This window comes from Streptomyces sp. NPDC028298 (assembly GCF_055565895.1).
In genome coordinates this window covers 129,710-151,824 of the sequence record NZ_JBVHTL010000012.1, presented here as the reverse complement: position 1 = coordinate 151,824, position 22,115 = coordinate 129,710, and the positions used below count along the sequence as shown (strand labels likewise).

Annotated in this window: 16 protein-coding genes and 1 pseudogene; 9 read left to right on the top strand and 8 right to left on the bottom strand. The window is 69.9% G+C overall.

What is annotated here, in order from left to right; translation table 11 throughout:
• The first annotated feature begins 169 nt into the window (after window positions 1-169).
• Window positions 170-508, top strand: a complete 339-nt coding sequence (locus ACZ4TO_RS38215; protein WP_385041882.1) for a cyclic-phosphate processing receiver domain-containing protein — start codon at window positions 170-172, stop codon at window positions 506-508.
• A gap of 184 nt (window positions 509-692) precedes the next feature.
• On the opposite strand, the gene ACZ4TO_RS38210 is transcribed toward ACZ4TO_RS38215, so the two are convergent.
• The gene (locus ACZ4TO_RS38210) at window positions 693-2,585 is read right to left on the bottom strand and encodes a trypsin-like serine protease (RefSeq protein WP_468026631.1); all 1,893 of its coding nucleotides are present in this window, start codon (window positions 2,583-2,585) and stop codon (window positions 693-695) included.
• 381 nt (window positions 2,586-2,966) lie between these two features.
• On the opposite strand from ACZ4TO_RS38210, the gene ACZ4TO_RS38205 reads away from it, so the two are divergent.
• Window positions 2,967-3,623: a hypothetical protein gene (locus ACZ4TO_RS38205; RefSeq protein WP_468026630.1), complete on the top strand. Its 657-nt coding sequence runs from the start codon at window positions 2,967-2,969 to the stop codon at window positions 3,621-3,623.
• On the opposite strand, the gene ACZ4TO_RS38200 is transcribed toward ACZ4TO_RS38205, so the two are convergent.
• On the bottom strand, window positions 3,587-4,849 hold the full coding sequence (locus tag ACZ4TO_RS38200) for a helix-turn-helix transcriptional regulator (RefSeq protein WP_468026629.1): 1,263 nt from the start codon (window positions 4,847-4,849) through the stop codon (window positions 3,587-3,589). The two genes, ACZ4TO_RS38205 and ACZ4TO_RS38200, sit on opposite strands and share 37 nt — an antisense overlap.
• A gap of 608 nt (window positions 4,850-5,457) precedes the next feature.
• Between ACZ4TO_RS38200 and ACZ4TO_RS38195 the strand changes: the two genes are divergently transcribed.
• Complete coding sequence (locus tag ACZ4TO_RS38195; RefSeq protein WP_385041874.1) at window positions 5,458-6,123, top strand: cutinase family protein; 666 nt, start codon at window positions 5,458-5,460, stop codon at window positions 6,121-6,123.
• A 485-nt stretch (window positions 6,124-6,608) separates the two neighbouring features.
• Here ACZ4TO_RS38195 and ACZ4TO_RS38190 read toward each other — a convergent pair whose 3' ends face one another.
• Complete coding sequence (locus tag ACZ4TO_RS38190; protein WP_468026628.1) at window positions 6,609-8,381, bottom strand: MOSC domain-containing protein; 1,773 nt, start codon at window positions 8,379-8,381, stop codon at window positions 6,609-6,611.
• A 316-nt stretch (window positions 8,382-8,697) separates the two neighbouring features.
• On the opposite strand from ACZ4TO_RS38190, the gene ACZ4TO_RS38185 reads away from it, so the two are divergent.
• From ACZ4TO_RS38185 to ACZ4TO_RS38175, 3 genes are all read left to right on the top strand, one after another.
• Complete coding sequence (locus ACZ4TO_RS38185; RefSeq protein ID WP_468026627.1) at window positions 8,698-9,114, top strand: Imm1 family immunity protein; 417 nt, start codon at window positions 8,698-8,700, stop codon at window positions 9,112-9,114.
• A gap of 133 nt (window positions 9,115-9,247) precedes the next feature.
• Window positions 9,248-9,694, top strand: a complete 447-nt coding sequence (locus ACZ4TO_RS38180) for a hypothetical protein (RefSeq protein WP_468026626.1) — start codon at window positions 9,248-9,250, stop codon at window positions 9,692-9,694.
• 334 nt (window positions 9,695-10,028) lie between these two features.
• Window positions 10,029-10,631 carry a DUF6000 family protein gene (locus tag ACZ4TO_RS38175; protein ID WP_468026625.1) on the top strand — a complete coding sequence of 201 codons (603 nt, stop codon included), beginning with the start codon at window positions 10,029-10,031 and terminating at the stop codon, window positions 10,629-10,631.
• A gap of 469 nt (window positions 10,632-11,100) precedes the next feature.
• Here ACZ4TO_RS38175 and ACZ4TO_RS38170 read toward each other — a convergent pair whose 3' ends face one another.
• On the bottom strand, window positions 11,101-11,304 hold the full coding sequence (locus ACZ4TO_RS38170; protein ID WP_382778364.1) for a hypothetical protein: 204 nt from the start codon (window positions 11,302-11,304) through the stop codon (window positions 11,101-11,103).
• A gap of 244 nt (window positions 11,305-11,548) precedes the next feature.
• Between ACZ4TO_RS38170 and ACZ4TO_RS38165 the strand changes: the two are divergent.
• Window positions 11,549-12,330 (top strand): annotated as a pseudogene (locus ACZ4TO_RS38165) (IS5 family transposase).
• A gap of 11 nt (window positions 12,331-12,341) precedes the next feature.
• On the top strand, window positions 12,342-13,079 hold the full coding sequence (locus tag ACZ4TO_RS38160; RefSeq protein ID WP_468026624.1) for an SMI1/KNR4 family protein: 738 nt from the start codon (window positions 12,342-12,344) through the stop codon (window positions 13,077-13,079).
• A gap of 54 nt (window positions 13,080-13,133) precedes the next feature.
• Here ACZ4TO_RS38160 and ACZ4TO_RS38155 read toward each other — a convergent pair whose 3' ends face one another.
• Window positions 13,134-14,240, bottom strand: coding sequence for a hypothetical protein (locus ACZ4TO_RS38155; RefSeq protein WP_468026623.1), 1,107 nt, complete (start codon window positions 14,238-14,240; stop codon window positions 13,134-13,136).
• A gap of 537 nt (window positions 14,241-14,777) precedes the next feature.
• Between ACZ4TO_RS38155 and ACZ4TO_RS38150 the strand changes: the two genes are divergently transcribed.
• Entirely contained in the window at window positions 14,778-16,280 is a 1,503-nt protein-coding gene (locus ACZ4TO_RS38150; RefSeq protein ID WP_468026622.1) for an esterase, read from the top strand.
• 104 nt (window positions 16,281-16,384) lie between these two features.
• Here ACZ4TO_RS38150 and ACZ4TO_RS38145 read toward each other — a convergent pair whose 3' ends face one another.
• From ACZ4TO_RS38145 to ACZ4TO_RS38135, 3 genes are all read right to left on the bottom strand, one after another.
• Window positions 16,385-18,067 carry a serine/threonine-protein kinase gene (locus ACZ4TO_RS38145; protein ID WP_468026621.1) on the bottom strand — a complete coding sequence of 561 codons (1,683 nt, stop codon included), beginning with the start codon at window positions 18,065-18,067 and terminating at the stop codon, window positions 16,385-16,387.
• A gap of 163 nt (window positions 18,068-18,230) precedes the next feature.
• Window positions 18,231-20,717: an FtsX-like permease family protein gene (locus ACZ4TO_RS38140; RefSeq protein ID WP_468026620.1), complete on the bottom strand. Its 2,487-nt coding sequence runs from the start codon at window positions 20,715-20,717 to the stop codon at window positions 18,231-18,233.
• A complete protein-coding gene (locus ACZ4TO_RS38135) occupies window positions 20,714-21,532 on the bottom strand; it encodes an ABC transporter ATP-binding protein (protein ID WP_468026619.1) in 819 nt (272 codons plus the stop codon). The genes ACZ4TO_RS38140 and ACZ4TO_RS38135 overlap by 4 nt, the downstream gene beginning before the upstream one ends.
• Window positions 21,533-22,115 lie beyond the last annotated feature (583 nt).

Genomic DNA, 22,115 nt, shown 5'->3' with positions numbered 1-22,115 from the left:
GGTCAGTTCCGGTCCGCTTTGGTGGCCGCTTTCCGGTCCGCGTTGTTGGTCGCACCCGGTCCGCGTTGTTGGTCGCATCCGGTCCGCCGTGATGGGGAAAGGAATCCGGACGGCTCGTGGACTTCAATGCCGCGCGCGTGCCCCACTCACCTGCTGGGACAATGGCCCGATGAGCGAAGCCCCCACCGTGTCGACACCCGTAGTCCTCGGGATAGACGACCTACGACCGCTCCCCCGGTGCACGAGGATCGCCCGCACCAGCGGTGAAGGCGTCCGGCTTCTGGAAGAGCATCGCGACAGCTACGTCGACGAGCTGTGGCTCGACCACGATCTGGGCGGCGACGACACCATCATGCCGGTGGTCACCCTCCTGGAAGAAGCCGCCTTCAACGGACGGCCCTTCGCGATCGGAACGATCTTCGTCCACAGCGCCAACCCCATCGGGGCCGAAACCGTCATCCGGTCACTCGCACACTGGAGCTACCGCGTGCAGCGGGCCACGGCGTAGGCGGCTCCCGCAGTCCGCCGGAGAAGGCTGCCCGGCAGCCGGGTGACCGTGCCGAACAGTGGAAAGGCGGCGGCGAGGGCCGCCGTGAACGCGCTGTGCACCTCAAAAGATCCACTCACGTTCGGGCGAGTCGCACGCACGACCCTCACCGCCCCGTTCCGGAACCGATTCCTGCCTGCGGACCTCAGCCCCAGACGTCGTACCACTGGAAGCCGTTGCCGACCGAGACCCGGGTGGCGAAGATCTCGCTGGTGGCCCTCGCGGTGCCCTTGTAGAGGTAGAGCGTGCCGCCGGGGGTACGGGCCAGGAAGTCGGCGATGCCGTCGCCGGTGATGTCACCGACCGCGTCGAAGGCGTTGTAGCCGGTCCAGGCGCTGCGCACCTTGATCCGGGAGGAGAACGCCTCGGAGCCGGTCTTGCCGGTGCCCTTGTACAGGTACAGGTCGTCGCTGCCCGACTGGCGGGCGAGCAGGTCGGCCTTGCCGTCGCCGGTGAAGTCACCGTGACCGCGTACCGAGTTGTACTGGTTCCAGCCGGTGCGGACCGAGTAGCGGGTGCCGAAGGTGCCGTTGCCCTTGCCCGGGTAGACCCACATGGTGCCGCCGGAGTCGACGGACAGGAGGTCGGGCAGGTAGTCGCCGTTGACGTCGCCCGGCGTGATGATCCGGGTGCGGGTCTTCCAGTTGGTGGCGATCTTCGTGTCGGTCCAGGAGCCGTTCGTACGAGCGCTGTTGAGCACGAAGTGCTCCCAGTACACGTCACCGCTGGAGCTGACCCGGTAGATCAGGTCCTGGAAGCCGTCCCGGTTCAGGTCCGTCTGGGCGACCATGTTGACGCCGCCCCAGTTGCCCCAGGAGGCGCGGGCGCCGAAGCCGGTACCGGTGCCGTTGGAGTCCTTCTCGTAGCCCGTCTTCGTGGAGGCTTCGCGGACGAAGAGGTCGGCCTTGCCGTCGGGCTTCTTGTTGAAGATGCTCAGGCTCACGTCGTCGACATGGGCGTAGGCGGAACCGACGTAATAGTCAGCGAGCTTCGTGAAGACGCTGGAGTAGCCCTTCGTCACGCAGTCCTTGACACCCCAGGAGACGATTCCGGCGAGTCGGCCGCCCACCACGAGCGGGCCACCCGAGTCACCGTTGCACGCCGCGGTGGTACCGGTGTCGCTGCCGCTCTGTGTGCCGGCGCAGACCATCTGCTTCGGGGCGAACAACGTGTCGTAAAGGCCTGAGCAGGTGCTGTCGGCGTGGAGGGTCAGCGAAGCCGTCCGCAGGGTCTGGGAGAGGTCCTGGATGGTGGAGCTGGTACGGCCCCACCCGTAGACCTTGGCCTTCGTGCCGACGGCGTACGAGGCGGTGTCGCCGGCCTCGACCATGCGGATCGGTGTGGCCTTGACCGGCGCGTCAAGAGTGAGCACACCGAGGTCACCGGCGTTCTCCGCCACCTCCTTGTCCATGGGGGCGTACTCGGAGTGCTTCCACTGGCGCAGCACGGCCGTGACCTGGCCACCGTGCAGGTCCGTGGTGCCGGCGGAGGTGGTCGGCAGTTGGTCGGTACCGGTGACGACGGCACCGTGGGCCGGCCAGTCGTACATCTGGTTGTCTTCGTTCATGAGGCAGTGGGCTGCCGTCAGGATCTTCGTCGGTGCCACCACGCTGCCACCGCAGAAGAAGCTCACGTCGTCGGCACTGGTGTCGGTGGTGCCCCGGTCGTCGTGGTACCAGAGCTGCGCCATCCAAGGAGCGGTGGTGATGGTCGTCGTGGTTCCGCCGATGACCTTGGGGTCGACGCCCGAGGTGACAGTGCCGCCGCTCAGCGACGACTTCGCGGTCGCACGGTCCTTGGCGCCGTCGTCGGCCATGGCGCCCGCGACGCGCTTCTCCAAGGTGGAGTGCGAGGTCGAACCGATGGCCGGCGCGACCGTCGGGGTGGGCAGGGCGGTGGCCGCGCCGGCGGACGAGGTCATCACCGCGGCGGCGAGTGCCGTGGCGACGCCTACGGCGGCGACGGGCAGGGCAAGGCGTATCCGACGACGGTGACTACCGCCGGACCGTTTCGTGATCAAGAGAATTCCCTGGGACATGGTTCGGAGGGGGCACGAGCTGTGCCCCCTCCACTCAGCGCCGAGGGGCGATTTTGCGTCACCGGAAGTTCACCGGCCATCCACAGGATGGACACCTCGACCTCGATCCCCGCCCCTCCCGGGCCACCACGGCGCCCTGAATCTTGACGCGTCTTTCAACACCGTCTTGAGGCAGTGGCAAAGGACACCGGGCGGATGCACCAGGGCCCGCGTCGCGGCAGCACCGACCAGCGCCGCGCTCGAACCGCCTCACGCGGAACTTGCGAGGCTTGCCATACTTCCCCGATGAAAATGCAAGCCGTGGAGGCTGCGCGGCGTTGGCTGGCTGATCAGGGCGTCAGCGAAGTGCGCGACGGGTGGGTGAGCGACGAGGAGCCTGACGTGCTGCTCACAGCCAACCAGGTGGCGCATTCCTGGGCTGCCGACGTGTTCTCCGAAGACCTGACTGCGGGCGACCAGGTGCGGCTGGCCTTGGGACTGCTGGACCTCCTCGACGACTACTGGGTGACGTGCGAAATCCGCTTCGCGAACGACAGTGCGGAGGGTCCCCTGCCGGCCGACGTCCTGTGGGACGGCTACCGACGGCGTTTGGAGGCTGACAGGGACGCCGAGGCCGTCACCTACTCGCTGTGGGTGGACTGGTTCGAGGACCACACCACGTCCGCGACGGCGTTCGCCGAGGTCCTCGGCGACGACATCGACCGCGTGGTGGCCGAGCGATCGGAAGCCCTGCTTCGCCGGGCCCGTCGGGTGCTGGAGTGCTCGGGCCCTGTGCCCTGGACGGCGAAGGAATCGACGTACAGCACCGCCCTGAGGCTTCCCACCCTGCACTCAGCCGTCTTTCTCGGTCTTCGGGCGAGCTTCCACGACGTCTACGGCGACCTGGAACCGGCCGCCGCGCTGGACCTGCTCGACCAACTGGATCTCCCCTCGAACACCCGACACCTGGCCGAGCTGCGCCACGTACTCGCCGCGGGACACAAGAACCACTACCGCAGTCCCTACGCCTGGGAGGACGCGGTCCGCTCGTCCTCATGAGTCGTGGGCCCGGCAGACCGCGCACGCTCGTGGGGTCCATCGACGCGATCCAGGTCGAGGTGTCGGGCCAGGGCCGTCCTGGAGCGGACTCCGAGCTGGGTGAAGATGTTGCGCAGGTGGTACTCGACCGTGCGGGTGCTGATCGACAACTGGCGTGCCACCTCGCGGTTGGTGGCGCCCTGGGCCACCGACCGGGCGATGCGCCGCTGCTGCGGGGTGAGCTCGGTCAGCGGGCCCGTCTCGGATCGGGGCGAGGTCACGGCGGTGGGCGTCTCGCCGGCCGCCCTGAGCTCGGCGTCGGCCTGCTCGGTCCATACAGCGGCACCGCACTGGTCGAACCCCATGACGGCGCTGCGTAGTTGGGTACGTGCCTCCACCGGACGGCGTCGTCGTCGCAGCCACATCCCGTACGCGAGGTGCGTCCGGGCGTGCTCGTAGGGGCTGTCGACCGTCCCGTGTCGGGCCAGGGCCGCGATGAAGAGGTCTTCGATCCGCTCGTCGTCGGCCACCAGCGCCCGGCAGCGCAGCACCACCGCCGGGGCCTGCGGGTCCGCTCCCCGCGCGGCCCACTGGGCGTACTGGTCGATCAGGCGCTCCACGTCCGCGTCCATGTCGTGGCCTGCGAGGACCGCGGACTCGACGTAGCAGGGGACCGCCATCATCCACAGACCGAAATGCCCCTGGCGCGGTCCCGCGTGAACGAGCGGCGCCAGTCGCGCGGCGGCGTGTTCGGCGTTGCCGTGGCCCAGGTCCGCGCGGGCCCGGGCCCACTCGGCGAGCGTCCTGGTCTGACCGAGCCCGTGGGCGTGGGCGATGTGCAGAGCCGACTGCGCGTGCGCGGCGACCACGGCCGGGTCGCCCGCGATGGAGGCGGCCAGGGCCAGAACCGCGGAGAGCCCCGCCGTCACATTGCTCTGCGGGTGCTCGGCAGCGGCCTCCAGCCCGGCCTCCGCGTGTACCCGGGCCTGGTGGTGTCTGCCCTCACGCAGTTCGGCGTAGGCGAGGTGCTCCAGGATGCGGGGAAGGAACGTCGGCGTCGTCTCGGAGCGGGCGGTGGCCAGTGCGAGGCCGAGGACCTGTCGCGCCGTCGCGAGGTCACCCAGCATGAGCGCGATCGTGCCCGCGGAGAGGAGCCGAGAAGCCTCCTGTTGTGCCTTCAGTACGTTCAATACGGGGCCGAGCAGCGCGTGGGCGCCTTCGAAGTCGCCGTGGAGGGCACGGTGCATGCCGTCGCGGTACGCACGCCAGAAGACCTCGACCGGATCGCAGCCGGCAGTCTCGGGGAGGGGTTCCCCGTCGGGAAGCACGGCTGGAGGGCCGGCCGGAGGGCACAGCTCATCGAGCGCCGCGAGGTATCCGTCGCGATCGCCAGCGGACCAGGCTGCCAGAGAGGCCTGGACACCCGCCTCGCGTGAGCGGGCCGCGTCGGTCGTTCGCAGGGTTCTGGCAGCCAGGAGCAGAAGGTTGTGTGCGTCGGAGACGGGACCGTCGCGCAGGAGACGAAGACCGAGTGTCATCTCCGCGTGTTCGGACGGCAGTTGCTCGGCTCGCGCAGGATGAGCGTCCGGTCGGTCGGGATCCGTGCCAGTCGTCTCATGGCCCACGCGCACCACCGTTCTCTGCGGTCTTGCTGTGCCCAATGGTAACGAGCCGCCGACAGCCGCGGGCCCGGTTCCCCGGCATTGCGGACCGTCCACCCGACAGGGGTGCACCGGTGGTCGACTGGTGATTCCACCGATACGTACGAGGCGTGGCGCTTCCTACGGTGCTTGTGTGCTCGGAGAACGACCCATGTCTCGAGCACTCGTACCACCGCTCGAGAAAGAGGAACCCCATGTCCCGTCATGCGTCACGGCGTCGTCTCACTCTCGTGTCCCTCGCCGGCGTCGGTGCTCTCAGCGCGGCCGGCCTCACCCTGCTGCCCTCCATGGCGTCCGCCGCCCCGTGCTCCGACGTCGAGGTCGTCTTCGCCCGGGGCACCGGAGAAGCCCCCGGGCTCGGCATCACCGGAACCCCCCTGGTGAGGAACATCAAGAACGCCCTGCCGGGCCGGACCGTGTCGTCGTACGCCGTCGACTACGCGGCGAACTTCTCCCAGACGAGTGCGGGGCCCGGCGCCACCGACATGACGAACCGGGTCAAGGCCACGGCGGCCAACTGCCCCAACACGTCGTTCGTGCTGGGCGGTTACTCCCAGGGCGCCAGCGTCACCGACATCGCCCTGGGAATCTCCACACGGCTGGGCAGCGGCCGCGCCATTCCCGCGGGACTCGCCGGTCGCGTCAAGGCGGTCGTCGTCTTCGGCAACCCCCTGCGTCTCTCGGGCCGCACCATCGCCTCGGCCAGCGACGTGTTCGGCGCCAAGGCCAAGGAGTTCTGCAACACCGGCGACCCGGTCTGCGGCAACGGCCGCAACAGCGCCGCGCATCTGACGTACCACCTCAACGGCAGCGTCGAGCAGGGCGCGCGCTTCGCCGCCGAGCGGGTCGGGCTGGGTTGAGTGGGTCGGTTCGCGTTCTAGCCGGCCGCCGCCAGTCGGTTGAGGACCTCCTGCGGGGTGAAGTCCCAGCCGGTCAGGCGTGGCCCGGTCCAGTTGATGCTGATCTTGAGGCCGTCCCTGGCGCAATCGGGCATTTCGCGATCGCGCCAGGTGTCCAGCGGCAGGGATTCGACGCGTAGGCCGTTCCCCCAGATCTTCGCTGCCCCTCGGCGCGGGCCGAGGTCGACCAGAAGGGAAGACTGCGTGTGCCGTCCGCGGCGAGGTGAGTCGGCATTCCGTCGTCGTCCCGGACGAACCAGACCACCCCGCTTCGGCTGACGTCTCGGAAGAATGCCGCCGCTTGCGAACCGCTGTGACTCATGACCGGAGAGCCTATGGGTTCGCCTCCGCTCATTCGCTGTGAGGTCCCGAACGACCCCGGTTCGCGGTGTCGAGCACGTACGCGTGGACGACCCGACGAATGGGGTTCACGTGGCCACCCCTGGTCAGAGATCGAGGATCACGTCCTGGTGGGGCCGCGAGCAGCAGATGAGAACGTTGCCGTCGGCCGGGGCGTCGATGGGGTCGGGTGAATAGTCGACCCGGCCGGAGACGATCGCGGTCTCACAGGTGTGGCAGACCCCGCTGCGGCAGGACCACCGGACGGGAACGTCGCAGGCTTCGGCCAGATCGAGGAGGGTGCCGTAGCCGGCGTCCCAGGGCACGGTGAGGCCGCTGCGGGCGAACGAGACGGAGGGCCCGGTGCCCGGCCCGGGCGGGGAGGCGGGCGCGTGGGGTGCGCGGGCGCCGGTGGGCAGCACGCCGGGCGTGATCGCGGAGACCGTCCCGAACATCTCGGTATGGATCCGCGACGGCTCCAGCCCGCAGCCCGCCAAGGCCGCGGTCATGTCGTCCATGAACGCGGTCGGCCCACAGACGTACGCGCGCGCCTCCGGCGGCAGGTCCAGGCTGGTCAGGACCGCGCCGGACAGCCTGCCGACACCGTCGTAGTCCTCGCCGAGGCGGTCGTCGTCACGTGGACGGCTGTAGGCGACGTGGCGATGGCCGGCGGGCAGACGCGACAGCAAGGCGCCGACCTCCGGAGCAAACGCATGTTCGACCCCGTCGCGGGCGCCGTGGATCCACCACACCTGGCGAGGGTGCTTCATGGCGGCCAGGCTGTGCAGCATGGCCAGGACGGGAGTGGCCCCTACCCCCGCCGAGATCAGCACCACCGGCGCCGAGGTCTCACCGAGGACGAAGGTCCCTCGGGGCGCCGCCACGTCCAGGGTGTCGTGGACGGCGACGTGCCGCCGCAGGTAGACGCTGCCGACGCCGTGCGGTTCCTGCTTGACGCTGATCCGGTACGACGGGTCACCGGGCTCCCCCGACAGGGAGTAGCTACGGATGACGGAAGGCCCCTGCGGGTCCGGCCGCATGCGGACCGTGACGAACTGGCCGGGCAGGGCGGCGGGGAGCGGTTCACCGTCCGGGGCACCGAGGAGGAGCGAGAAGACGTCGGAGCTCTCCGGGACGATCGCGGTGACCGTGAGAGGCCTGAATCCCTGCCAGGCGGGTGGTGGAACCGCCGCCGCGCCGGTCAGCCCGGCGTTGCCGGTGGACGCCCCGGTGCCGTGCGCCTCGTCGAGGAGCGACTGCATGGAGGCCCGCCAGCCGGGGCTCAACGCGGGGATGCGCAGGGCCCGTTCGAGATGCTCCTGGGGGTGGTCGGCCTTGTACAGGAGGGCATCGATGTCCGCCACGGTCATGCCCTCCGGACCGTCGGCGATCTTGACGATGTCGTCGCCCGCCCGCACGAGTCCTTCGGCCAGCACCTTCAGATAGAAGCCGGGCCGGCCGTGGGCCACGAGCAGAGCGGGCATCCGGGGTTCGTTCATGCGTAGGCCCACGCGGTAGCACGTCACACGGGGCTGTGTGACCTCGAACAGCGCGTCCCCGATGCGGTACCGGTCCCCGATGCAGACCTCGTCGTCCGGCAGGCCGTCGACCGTGAAGTTCTCCCCGAACTGACCGTGGACGAAGTCGTCCCGCCCCAGATGCTCCTGCCAGTACCGGTAGGAGTCCAGTTGGTAGACCAGGACGGCACGGAAGGGGCCGCCGTGACCGCCCAGGTCACCCTGCCCGTCGCCGTCGATGTTGAGCCGCCGGACCATGCGCGGTCCTTCGACCGGTCGCTTCCAGATGCCCGTGCGGGTGGTGCGGCCCTTCCAGGGCACATCCTGGGGAAGCCCCACGTTCACCGCGATGAGTGTCGCCATGCGCGGCCGTCTCCCGTCGAGTGGTGTTCCTTCTCGCGCCGGTACCCCGAGTCTCCACGGCAACGCGGCGCCGCGCATCCTCGGCCGACAGCGGGGCACGGGTCCGCGCTGTCCTGAACAGCCTGGGGGCGGCAGCAGGGGCTCTTTGCGCTGCGCTCCCACGGCGTGTCCGTCGAATCGACTCGACCTGCCACAAGATCAATTAACAGAGCAGGTCGCCGCGACCAAGGTTCCCGGCCGGGACAGTAGTGTGCGTCGCCCCGGCATGGCACGGGGATCACCAGAACGACGGGGGCGCGGGATGTTGCGGGGCGCGGTGGCAGTCTTCAAGGAGGAGCACCGGGATGCACCGTTGCTGCTCGATTCGGAGCACGCGATCGACGCGATGGTGGACGCGTTGATCGTCGCCGACCCACTCCACAAGGCGGCCCAATTGGAGTCCCTGGACCGCCAAATGCTGTCGTCGGGCCTGCCGGACCACATCTTCCTGGTCGGGGTCAGCGCCGATGGGCGTTTCGGCATCCTGTCCTACAGCACGGGTGAGGAGGGCGCGTTGATCCCCGCCGGCAAGGCCACCGTGCCCGTCGCGACCTACATGTTCAACACCTACCCCCGAGAGTTCCTGGAGCCGACGGAAGTCCCTGTCGACGTCGTGCGCCGGGCCGTGAAGGAGTTCGTCCTGTCCGGCGGTCAACGGCCCACGTGCCTCGAGTGGCGGGAAGAACCGTACTGACCCCTGGCACGGAGCCGAGGCAGCAGGTGGCGAGCGGGGTGCGGGCAATGCAGCCCAGCAGGTCGTTCGCGGCGGCCGGACCCGCTGCTCCCCAGCTGGGGGAATCGGTTTCGGCTGCTGGCAGGATGGCCGGATGGACGACGACACCGCCCCCACCCGTGTCGACGAGGTCAGCCTTCGTGCCGCCAGTTCGCCGGCGGTGAGCGAGGCGCTCATGCGGCTCGCCGCAGCAACCCGTCACGACACCGCAGAGTTCGAGCAGGCTCTGTTCGGCCTTGCGCTGGTGTGCGCGGAGGCACCTGTTGAGGCCCTGGAACTCCTCGTCGCGGCTACGGCGGCACAAGATGCGCTCGTGCGGCGCGCAGGGATCGAGGGTCTCGGCATCTTCGGCCCCGACGTCGTGGCGCACGCGCCGATCATCGCGGCCGCGCTCCGTGACCCGGATCCCGATGTGCGGGCGGCAGCGCATGTTTCTCTCAAGTCCGTACTCAGGCGGTACGAGCCTGACGAGGAACTGCGCACTGCCGTTCGCCGGGCAGTCGAGCAGGTCGAACAACGGCCGCCGGGAGATGATAGGTGATCATCGGGCTGGTTCGCGGAGCCGGAGATAGTGGTCCCCAAAGTAGTAGCTCTGGGCTTAAATCCGTTGCTCCGGGTCACTCACCAACAGCCTCTCTCTGTTCCCAGTCAGTGGGAGTGCCCGGCCCTCCACAACCACCACTACCCAAGGGAATCGGCAGACGGTCCAAGACGGCCGACCGGCATCGGAGGTGTCCGCGTACGACGCGTGGGAGCGAGTCCTACGCGCGTGTCCGGCCCGCTCCTGATATCAGCCACCGAGGTGGCGCCCTAGGGGTGGACTTGTATTCCGTCCCCTGCTCTCAACTGCGTAGTCGTCGCGAGAGGATGGAGTCGTGATCCGCCACGACCCTGAGATACGGGACCTGTTCCAGCGCTATTGCGCCCCCGAGCGACGCTATATGAAGCTCGGCGGAGCGGTCCTTCGTATGCCGCCCGAGAAGTACGGGCCGTTCGTTCATGCCCTGGCCGCTGATGCGAAGGCTGTTTCCGACGCCGAGCTCACCATTCTCCTCGAAGGCAGTTGGCGGGAGCGGCGCACCGCGGCATGGCTCGCCGCCGTCTCGCGCCGTGACCACTTCCGCGAGCGTCTGGGAGCGCTGCTGCTGGAGAGCGAGCTCTGTTGCGCGGGTGGGGCCTACTGCGTTGCGCTGGCGAGTTTCGGCACCGCGCGCGACGCCGACCTGCTCGCCGCATACCTGGATCGGTACCTGCGTCGGCCCGACCTCGCCTACGACCAGCCGACGGCCATGGGCGCCCTGGCGTACACCGACTCCGTCCTGCAAGGCGACCGGGCCGTCCGCCTCCTCCAAGAAGGCGGCCTGTGGAGCCAGTGGTTCCAGGACGCGCCCCACGTGCGCGGCGATGCCGACATCTCCGACTACGTGGGTGGTATCCGCCGCGCCTGTGCCGTCGTCGACGAGTGCGCCGACGCCTGACCCATTGGCGTTACTAGCTGATCATTTCAGAAACCGTATGCGGGGTTGCCGAAGGCAGATGATGGTGTGGGCGAGTTCGAGAAGTCCCTGGTGGACGTCGGCTCGTTGCTCACGGCGGGCACCGAGTCGTTTGAACTGATGGAGCCAGGCGGAGGCCCGCTCGGCGACACAGCGGGTGCGGCCGAGGCCGGAGCGGCGGGCAGTAGCGGGTGGCGGTACTTGTCGTAGTCGTACCCTCGGTCGACGAAGAGCCGCTTGGGTCGGCTGCCCAGTTCCGATGCCCACCGGTGCAGCCCGGTCCGGCACCGGCATCTGTCCGGGCTGGCGGTGACGTCGAGGCGGCCGCTCTGGCAGCAGTGGAGCGATTCGCTCCCACAGGTCGTCGGAGACAAGATCGATTGACCCCTGCCGGACCCTGCCCAGAGGGGCCTTCAACCACCAGCCGATACGCCGCTCTCACCTGAGGTGCTCATCGGCCCTCTTCCGGCGCTGACCGCCGGTCGGCGAGGCGCTCCTGGTCGGGGGCGACACCGGCACGAGCCTCGGTGCGGTGACCCCGTGCCAGGTAGTCCCGGACGATCAACTCGACAGCGTCCTGCGGGCTCCTGGTGCCGGCCAGCAGCATGACCTCGATGGCCAAATCGCTGTCCAGGCTGATGGTGACCTTCGACATGACACCTCCTGAAGGGTTCCCGCGGAGCCTATCCAAGCGGCTGACGGTCGGCGATGGGGAGGTTGCCGTACCTGGAAGGGAGGGACGGATCCGGAAACCCGGCCGGTCACAAGCGCCTCATTCTGCAACGAGCAGGTACTGATCGTTGCAGAATGAGTTGAGCTCGATTCCTGCACTCGGCGATCTTGATCGGCAGGGTGGGCGGGTGCGCGCTGATCTTGTTCCTGACGACTTGTAGGAGCGAGTGGCTCCGCTGCAGCCACCCGCCCCCGAACGACGCCGCTGCTACCCCCGGCGACTTCGCGTTCCGGACAGGGCCGCCCTCGCTGGCATTCTGTACGTGCTTCGGACCGGCTTTGCCTGGCGCGACGTCCCGGTCGAGACCGTAGGCCGCTCCGGAGTTACGGCTTGGCGTCGACTGCGGGACTGGACGGCGGCCGGCATCTGACCGCGCCTGCATTCCACCCTGCTGACCGAACTCCGCCACGCGAACGCGCTGGAACTGGACAACTGCGCCGTGGACGGCTCGCACGTCCGGGCTCTCACAGGGGGATCACGTCGGCCCCTCGCCCGTCGACCGTGCTCGTCCAGGCTCCAAGCACCATCTGATCGTCGATTGTCACGAAACCCCGATCGCCGTCACGCTCACCAGCGGCAACCGTCACGACGCCACCCAGCTACTGCCCCTGCTGGACGCCGTCCCGCCAATCCGAGGTCTGCGTGGACGGCCCCGCCGCAAGGCTCGCCGCGTGCACGCCGACCGTGGCTACGACTTCGACAAATACCGCCGCCTGGCTGTGGAAGCACGGTATCAAGCCGACGATCGCCAGGCGTGGCATCGCCCACGGATCTGGGCTGGGCAAGGTGCGCTGGGTCGTCGAGCGCGCGTTCGCCTTGCTGCACCAATTCAAACGTCTCCGCGTCCGCTACGAGCGCCGCGCCGACCTTCATCAAAGCCTGCTCGAACTGGCCGGCTCAATCATCTGCCTGCGGCGTCTTCGCAAGGCTGTCCCACCCCGGCAGTAGGCTCCTGGGGCATGACCTCCGCTGGGCGAACCGGTTCCTCCCTCCAGACCGCAACAGATCATGCCGATCCGGACGAGCATCATGGGCCCGACGACGCGCTGATCGAGAAGCTGCGTGTCCGAGCCTGGGATCCAGGCCTGCGGTTCGACACCGCCGAGGTCCCACTCGCCTGGATCAGAAAGCACTTTGGTGGAGAAGAGTTTGAGCACCTCAGGGGTCCGCGCAGTCCCAGGACGGTCACACTCGACGCGCAGGCCCCGGAAGTAGCAGGCTACTTTGCAGATGCCCCGCGCGGGCCACTGTTCCCGCCGATCACGCAGCAGGAGGTCGAGGCTGCGGAAAGCGCCATCGGGTACCCCTTGCCGGAACTGCTCCGCCGGATCTACACGGAGGTCGGCAACGGTGGCTTCGGACCCGAAGCCGGCATCGCATCGCTGACCCCAGGCCAGCGCGCCCCGGGGCACATGACCGACTGGCCCTCCTCAGTCCGCGAGCACGAGCGCGGCCGCACCTTCGGCATGCCGACTTCCTGGCTGTTTCTTGCGCCAGGCGGCTGCTCGATGGAGTGGTACGTCTCGTTGCTCGCAGCCGACAACCCCGTGCTCTTCTTCGACGCGGATGGGTGGGACCCAGACGAAGGCCAAAACCCCCATGACGGTCTCTGCCACACAACCGCGTCACTCAGACAGTGGCTGCGGACCTGGGCAGATGGCGGCGGTGTCCAGGCTGAGGTACTCCGTCGCCCATAAGTCACCGCCCTACCCCGCCCACGTCCATCAGGCCTTGCATTCTGCAACGAGCCCTTAGTAGATCCCCGCGCGCATGTGCTGCGTGCGATCGTCAAGGATCTCGCGCAGCCATCGGCTGCGGACGGCCGGCAGCCGGACCAGGGTGTGCTCGAAGATGCTCGGGTCGAAGCGGAACAGGCGATGAGGGCGCGGCGCGGGCGGATCGTCGCGCAGAACGCCGTCCGGCATGGTGCCCGCGGCGGGGAGTGGGAGGTGCGGATCGGGGGATGCCAGCCACTTCCACACCCCGAACGGCAGCGGCACGGGGTAGGCCGACGCGGCCGGGCCCATCGGGCTCCAGAGCTCTCCTGTCTGCGGGTGGGTGGGCAGGAGGAGTATGTCGGCGTCGGTGTCGGGGGCGGGCAGTCCTGGTCCGGCGAGGACGGCACGTCGTGCCTGCGGGCCCGCAGGCAGCAGGACGTCGAGGGCACGTTGGAAGACTTCCGCGATCAGTCCCTGCGGGACCGTCACGGGCCGACTGTCCGAGGCCGCCAGCAGGTGTGCGAGGGCCCGGCCGGCCGCCGCCTCCCACTGCGGGTTCCATGACCACCAATGGTTCAGCTCATGCAGCGAACCCCATCGGGCGAGCGGTGCGACCGGGGGCGTGCCCTTCTCCTTCGCCAGCGCTTCCGCCCAGGAGAGCGGCGCTGTTTCGGCGTCGCCGACGTGGACACGGCGCACGGCGTCCGGCACGAGCCAGACCGCCTGCCAGAGTGAGCAGTCGTCGATTCGGTTCGCCACCGGCAGGCCGCACGCCTCGCAGGCCATGTTGGGGCTGTCTCCCCAGTCGAGGCCGCAGCAGTAGCCGCCCGCGTTCTCCGGGACGAGTACTGTGCCTCGAACCTCCCCAGGTGCGATGACGATCGCGCCGGGCGCGCCTTCGGACAGGGCGTGGACCGGTGCGTAGACGCCGCGGTCCGCCGCCTCGTCCGGATCGATGTTCTCCCAGCTTCGCCACGGCGGCCCCCAGGGCTCCGGGTCCACGGCGAAAGTGCCCGACTCCATGAGCACCGGGAGCTGAATTCCGTTCCCGTACTTCTGACGGGCGTGGGTCGGCAGTGCGACCTGGGACAGCGGGACGGTCAGACTGGCGCCACACCCCGCACACACGAAAACGAACAAATGTCCTCCGCTAGAGAATCAGCGGGCATCGTCGCAGCCGAGCAGCGGACCAGCCAACGGGTTTTCGCGGACCGGCCAGCAGGCTTTCGTTCCCCGCCAACGGGCTTTCGTGCCCCGGCCAACAGGTTTTCGTGCGCCGGAACGCCAGCGCGCAGCGCTTGGCAGCCGCGGGTTCGCCGACACCGATCCGCTTCTTGCTCCCGCGCTGTGTCCCCCGGCCCCGCTCCACCTCACACGCACCACACCCACGCTCTGCGCCGCCCCGCCCAGAAAGGGCCCGCGACCCACCTCCCTCGCACCGACTACAACCCTGGTCGAACCTCGGGTGTCTTCTGGGTGAGCGGATGAAGGCGTCGGTCTCAACACGGCCTCCGACGGGGGGACTTGCATGACCGCAGCCGCCGTCCGGCGAGCCTGGAGTCATGCCGGTCCCCCGGCCCCATCAGCGCTGTCCACCCCATGGGCACCGTCCACCCCGTCCGTCTCGACCGAGCCGGACGCCGCAGGCAGTTCAGGAACCCAAGGAGGTTCGCTCCTGTGCGTCACATCAACAGTGCGGTCCTGACGGCCGTGGCGCTGTTCGCCCTCGGGGGCGGAGCGGTGATCGCGGCCCCCGCGGCACAAGCCGCGACGCCCTTCCCGTCCATCGGCTGGCAGCAGCACAACTGCGACTTCGACGGCAACGGATTCGACGACGTGCTCATGGGCGCCCCGGGTGCCACGGTGAACGGCGCCAAGTCCGCCGGTTACGTCACCGTGCAGTACAGCTCGTCGAGCGGTCTCAGCACCACCAAGAAGACCATCCTGCATCAGAACACCTCGGGCGTTCCGGGCGCCGCCGAGGCCGGTGACGGGTTCGGCGGCGCCGTGGCCTCCGGCGACCTGAACAACGACGGTTACGACGACGCGATCGTCGGCATCCCAGGCGAAGACCTCGCCGGGCTGTCCGACGCGGGCGGTGCCGTCGTCTTCTGGGGTTCGCGGAGCGGCCTGCACGGGTCCGACAGCAGCTGGCTGGAGGACACCGACAACCTACGGGCCGGCGCGAACTTCGGTCTGGCCATCGAAGCCGCCCGGTACTTCGCCCCGGACCCGGCGAACCCGGACGCCAACCCGCGCGACAGCATCGCCGTCCTGGAGAACGACACGCTGCTGTTCTTCACCTCCGCGCCGACCACGGCGGCACGGCAACTGAAGACCGTGGAAACACGGGTGCACGCTCGGGACCTGAGCCCGTCGGACACCGGCTTCGCGTTCCGCAGCCTCAGCCACGGCAACTACAACGAGGACTCCTGGGCCGACCTGGCGATCTCCGGTGTCACCACCGGCGACCAGCCCGGCGTCGGCGCCACCCAGGTGCTCCACGGCGCGCCCGGCGTCGACGCGCTCGGCGACGGCGGCGCGTTCGAAGGCGGCCCCGCGATCGTCTCCAGCGACTTCAACCACGACGGGCAGGACGACCTGGCCATCGGTGACACAGGCGTCGGATCGGCCGTCGGCGGATCCGTCTCCGTGTACCTGGGCAAGGGCGACCTCTCCGGCCTCGACCCGACCCCGGCGCAGACATGGACGCAGGACTCCCCCGGCGTCCCCGGCACGGCCGAGCCCGGCGACCGGTGGGGTGCCGAACTGTCCTCAGGTGACACCGACGGCGACGGCCGCCCGGACCTCGCCATCGGGGCGCCAGGGGAGGACGTGGGTTCCGTGGCCGACGCGGGTGCGGTCTGGACGCTGCGTGGCGCGCCGGGGGGGCTGACGACATCCGGCGTGCGCAGCTTCGACCAGAGCTCCTCTGGTGTTCCCGGCACGGCGGAAGCCTCGGACCGCTGGGGCGGCCAGGTGCGGCTGATCGACGCCAACCACGACGGCCGCTTCGGCCTGCTGGCCGCGGCACCGGGCGAGAACACCGACGACGGCTTCGTATGGGTGATCCCCGCGTCGTCATCGGGCCTCACCGCCAAGGATTCCTGGACGTACGACGGGGCTCGTCTCGGGGCGCCGACGGCCAACGCACGCTTCGGATCGGCGATCGACGAGTAGCGGAAGCCGCCTGAAGGCCTGCGAGTTCGGCCCCTTCGTCTCGGAACTCACCAGGCTGTACGAGGCTCACGGGCCGGTGCGGAGCACGCACCGGCCCTCGTTGGTCAAGGAGCGGGCGTGGGCGCGGATTTCGGACCCGACAGCCGGAATGTACTCGCCACCAACGCCGCACAGCCCAGGACGAAGAACCACGAGCCGGACTGGAGGAAGCCCAGACCCCGCTCCCATACGATGCCCAGTGTGATGTAGAGGGCGAGGAGTCCTCCCACGAACGTGGCGGTCAGGTAGTGCAAGCGCCGGACAGTACGAGGTACCGGGCCCGTCGGGAAGCGACGAAGCTGGGCCAACACGGCGACGCAACTGGTGATCGCGAGGCCGGCCGCGGGCACAAAGGGCCACGTGCCGCCGAACGGCCAACCGGGCCACCACAACCACCAGTCGCTGAAGAGATATGCGAATACGGACGCATGGCCGCCGAACGGCAGGTATAGCGCCAGCCCGAACGCCATACAGGCGACCGACAGGAAGAGGGCGCGGCGCACTGCCCAGGGGTGGGGCGCGCGGAATGGTGTGACGGACGTCGCCGAGGCCTCGACCGCACTGCCGGACGCGGGACGGGCGCCGGGCGCCTTCGTCGCCCTCGGCGGCCGGGTCGGCGATGCTGCCGCCGCGGCGCTGCGCGGTGGCTCGGAGGAGCCCGTGGAGGGTGCGGGCCCCGGAGCAGCGGGCGACGGCTTCGGGCGCGCCGGCTTCTTGCGGGTGTGCGTGTTGCCAGCCGGCTTGCTACGGGACGCGGATGCCGCCGCCTTTTTGGGCTTCCTACGCGCAACCTCTCCCGGAACAGCCGGCTTTGACGTCAGCGGCGTCGATGCGGCCACCGCCGGCACGGCAGCCCCGGTGACCGTGGCCGCAACAGCCGCCGCCACCTGCTCCGGCAACCACACCACGGCGTCGCTGACAATCTCGGTGGGCGTGTAGCCCAATTCACCCGCCATGTCGGCGAGTTCCCCGATGAGCCTGGCCACGTCCGGCCGCTGCTCCGGATCCTTCGCCAGACAGCGGGCCACGATCTCCAGGCCCTCGGGCAGCCCGTCCAGCCGCGGTTCCTCGTACGCGATACGGAAGTTGAGCGACTGCGCGGACCCCGTGCCGAACGGGCCGACGCCGGTTGAGGCGTAGGTCAGGACGGCGCCGAGGGCGAACACGTCGGTGGCGGGCGTCACCGGATCCCCGGTGAGTTGCTCGGGCGACATGAATCCGGGCGTGCCCACAGCGGTGCCGGTGCGCGTCAGCACCGTGGCCTCGGCCGCCACCGAGATCCCGAAATCGACGACCCGGGGTCCGTCGGAAGCGATGAGCACGTTCGACGGTTTGAGATCGCGGTGGATCAGACCGGCCGCGTGGATGGCCTCGAGCGCTTCGGCCAGTCCCGCTCCGAGCGCACGTACCGAGGCCACGGGCCACGGGCCGTGCGCCGCGACCGCCTGGTCCAGTGCCATCCCCGGCACGTAGGCGGTGGCCAGCCACGGGGGCGACCCGTCGGGATCGGCGTCCACCAGGGCGGCTGTGAAGAACCCGGTGACCTTCCGGGCGGCCGCCACCTCCCGGGCGAACCTGCGCCGGAACCCGGGATCGTCGGCGAACTCCGGCCGCACCACCTTGACCGCGACCAGCCGCCCGCTGGGCGAACGCCCCATGTACACGCGGCCCATCCCACCCGCCCCGAGCAACCCCGCGATGCGGTACCGGCCCACCTGCCGCGGGTCGGTCGGCTTCAGCCCCTCCATCGGGTTCCCCCTGACTCCCCTGGATCACCGTGCGTGCGTCATTACACACCACGGGATCACCGGGATCGGCAGACATCACCGTCCGTGGGATCACTCCGAGCGAGCGGGCACCTCTCGCCCGGCCGGTTCGAGATCTCAGATCCGAGATCTCAGACCCGAAATCTCATGCCCGTCCGTCACGCAGTACGGCTCGCGCCGGGAGGGTGACGGCAAGGAGGCCGAGGCCGATCGCCGTCGTGGCGAAAGCCCCGTACAGCAGCGGGGGTATGTACGGGGACTCCCCCGTCAGGCCGCGCGTCATCGGGATCAGAGTGGTCACCGCGATGGTCGTGCCCAGGAGCACGCCCGTCGTCGCCACCAGCAGGCCCTCCCAACGGAGCATCCGCATCACCTGGAGCCGGGTGGCGCCGACCAGGCGGAGCATGCCGAGTTCACGGCGTCGGTCGAGGACGGTCATCACGAGGGTGTTGGCGGCGGCGACGGCCGCGAAGCCGCCGAGGACCGCGGCCATCGTGTAGTTCGCCCAGGCGTTGAGTTCGTTGTCCGTGTTGCGCGCGGCGGCGTAGCCGGAGGCGTCGGTGACCTTGCCCAGGAGTGCCAGGGCCCCGGCGTCGCCGCCCCGTACCAGCAGCGTGCTGTCGAAGCCCGACGTGACGTGGGTGGCCAGCGAGGACCGGTCCATGGTCACCGCCGGGAGGCCGAGGCCGCGCCCGTACACGGCGACGACCTCGGGCCTGGCCTTGGTGCCATCGGGGAGGTAGAGCGGCAGCCTGTCGCCGATCCCGACGTGCGCCGAGGTGGCGAGCGTCTCGTCGATGGCGATACGGCCCCGGCCGACCCGGTCGAGGCTGCCACCCCGTACGTCGAGGTCCTGCACCTTCGCGAGCCGCGCGCCGGAGCCGGAGATGCCCTGGGTCGCGGCGCCTTGGAGCCATCGGTCTCCGCCGGAGCCGACGGGCACCAGTACCTGCGTCTCGAGGAGGCCGACGGCCGCGTCGACTCCCGGAAGGCGAGCGGCCCGGGCGACCATGTCGGCAGGCAGTCCCGCCGGATCCGTGACGACGTGGTCCGCGATGACGCCCGCGCGCAACTGCCGCGCGGCTACGTGAGTTTCGCTCGTGTGCAGGAAGACGAGCGTCGAGGCGAACGCCATGGCCAGCACGATCGGGGTGATCGCGGACGCCATCCGTCGTGCGTTCGTACGGGAGTTGGCGGCCGCCAGTGACACCGCGGCGCTGCCGTCGCGCAGCGCCAGCCCGAACAGCGTGGCGCACAGCCGCGCCACCAGGGGGCCGAGGAGCGCGACGGCGAGCATGAAGAGCATCACGACGCCGAGCGCGGCGTTGGCGGCGTCGTCCCCGGCCGAGCGGGCAGCCAGGCCGGTGAGGAACCCTCCGCCGACGACGGCTCCGATGCCCAGTCCGGTACGGATCACGCCCGGCCGCAGCCGCTCCACCGACGCATCGGTGAGGGCCTGGCCCGGCTTGGTCCTCGCGGGCCTTCGGCCGGCCGCCCACCCGGCTGCGAGCGCGGTCAGCAGTCCCAGGGCGACGGCGACGACGAGCGGGATGAAGGACACGTGCAGGTCGACGGCTTCCGGAATGGCTCCGCGGTCCTTCAACTGCCCGAACCACCACTGTGCGAGGCCGATCCCGGGCAGGCAGCCGGCCAACCCGGCGAGGGGTGCGACGAGCAGTGCCTCCGCAGCGACCGCGCGGCGGATCTGCCGCGGGGTGGCTCCGATGGCGCGCAGCAGCGCGAATTCCCGGGCGCGCTGGGCCACGGACAGGGCGACCGTGCCGGCCGCCGTGAAGACGGCGACCACGGTGGCGATCCCGCCGAAGGACCCTCCGATGCCGGTGAGCGTCTCCTTGGCGTACCCGAGCCCGTGCTCCTCGACGGCTCCTCGATCGTCGCCCGTATACACGTGGGCCCGGGTGCCGGTGAGCGCCTTCTCCACTGCGTCGGCGACGTCGTCGGTGTCCGCACCGGTCCTCGCGAGTACGGCGATCGCGTCGGCCTTCCCCGGGTGCCCGGCGACCACGGGCGCCTGGGCGTCGGAGAACCAGCCCGTCGCGCCCCTGGGCACGTCACCGGTTCCGGCCTTCGCCAGCCCGGAGACACGGAACTCCGCACGCCCGGTGGCGGTTTCGAGGGCGATGGTGTCGCCGACGGCGGCTTTCGCGGCGGTCGCCTCGAGTACGACCTCGCCGGTACGGGGCGCGGTCCCGGAGACGAGCACGGCACCGGTGAAGGCGTGCGAACCCCAGCCGTGGCCGGTCAGCGCTCGGCCATCCCGACGCACGGGGAACGTGAAGTCCGGTACCGCCGAATTCACTTGGGGTACGCGGGCCGCTCTGTGCGCCAGTACGGCATCCACGCGCGCGATGTCCGGCAGCAGGCCCGGGGAGTCCGACCGGCCGTCGCCGCTGCCCGTGACGAGATGGGCGTACTGGTCGGCGGCCACGACGACCGCGGCCCTCCCATACCGCTCCGCCGGTACCGAGGCCCGCGCACCCGTCTCCAGGAGGATGCCGCAGGCGGAGACGATCAGCGCCGACATCATCAACGCCACGAACGTGCCCGCGAACGAAGCGGGTTTGCAGCGCACGGCCGCCCGGGCGAGGCCGTTGGGTGCGAGCCTGCTCACGCCGCGACCCTCGCCGTCGCGCCCGCTCCGGAGGTGAGGGCGGCCATCCGCGCCGCGATCTGTTCCGGCGAGCCGCGGTCGAGACCGCCGGCGAAGACACCCTCCGCGAGGAACAGCACTCGGTCGGCCCAGGTGGCGGCAGCCGGGTCGTGGGTGACCATGACGACCGTGGCGCCGAGGGAGTCCACCGCGTGCCGCAGCAGACCGAGGATATCGGCCGCGGTGGTGGTGTCGAGAGCGCCCGTGGGCTCGTCGGCGAAAATGACGTCCGGGCTGGTGACCAGTGCCCGGGCGATGGCGACACGCTGTTGCTGGCCGCCGGAGAGCTCACCGGGGTGACGTCCGGCCTTGTCGGCGAGTCCGACCCGCGTCAGCACTTCGGCGGCGCGGCGGCGGTCCCGGCGCTGTCCGGCCAGCCGCATCGGGAGCAGCACGTTCTGCTCGACGGTGAGGGACGGCAGCAGGTTGAAGGCCTGGAAGACGAAGCCGAGGCGACTGCGGCGCAGCTCGGTGAGCTGGTTCTCCCGCATTCCCGTGATCTCCGTACCACCGAGCCGCACGAAGCCTGCCGAGGGCCGGTCGAGCCCTGCCGCGCACTGCAGGAAGGTGGACTTGCCGGAGCCGGACGGGCCCATGACGGCCGTGAAGGTGCCTCGGGAGAGGGCCAGGTCGATGCCGGCGAGGGCGTGCACAGCGCCGTTGCCGCGGCCGTACTGCCGTCGTACGCCGCGCAGTTCGACGGCGAAGGCGGAGGTACCGCCCTGGACCCCTGTCGGGCCATCCGTCGTCCGCCGCTTGTTCCCGCGCAGCCTCAATGTTCCGCCCTCTCACGATCTTGTCGTAGCGATACCTCGACGCTACGGATCGCGGTCACCGCGGACCATGGCGGCTACCGGCAGATCGGGGGTGGGGATAACCCGAGGCCGGTCTCTTCGCGAAGCACGGTGACGACGCGATCGGGCTCCGCGCCGCGACTCGGTCCCTCCGCGGGGCACGGAGACGACGAAGCCGGACTCTTCGCGAAGCACGAAAACACGGCAGCACGAAAGCACGGCAGCACGGCAGCACGAACCCACGAGTTCGACCTCCTCGCCGAGCACGGACGCGACGGGACCGGCGCCGGGGCGCACGCGTCACCGTCCGGTCCGCACCGGGGCCGGGGCCAGGGCCAAGGGGCTGACGTTAGCCCCCGTTGGGGCGGTCGGCGGTCCGCCACTCCGGAATCCGACCACGTCGCCCGCACGGTCCGGGCAGTTCAAGCCATCTCGCCGACCGCTCAACTCCGGGGTCGGGCCGACCGGTTCGAGAATCCTTTCTCCTGATTCCCTCCCAGGCCATTCGGCCGTCTCGAGGACCGGTGCCCGACGCCGGATCGGCCGCTCGGATTGTCCGGATCCC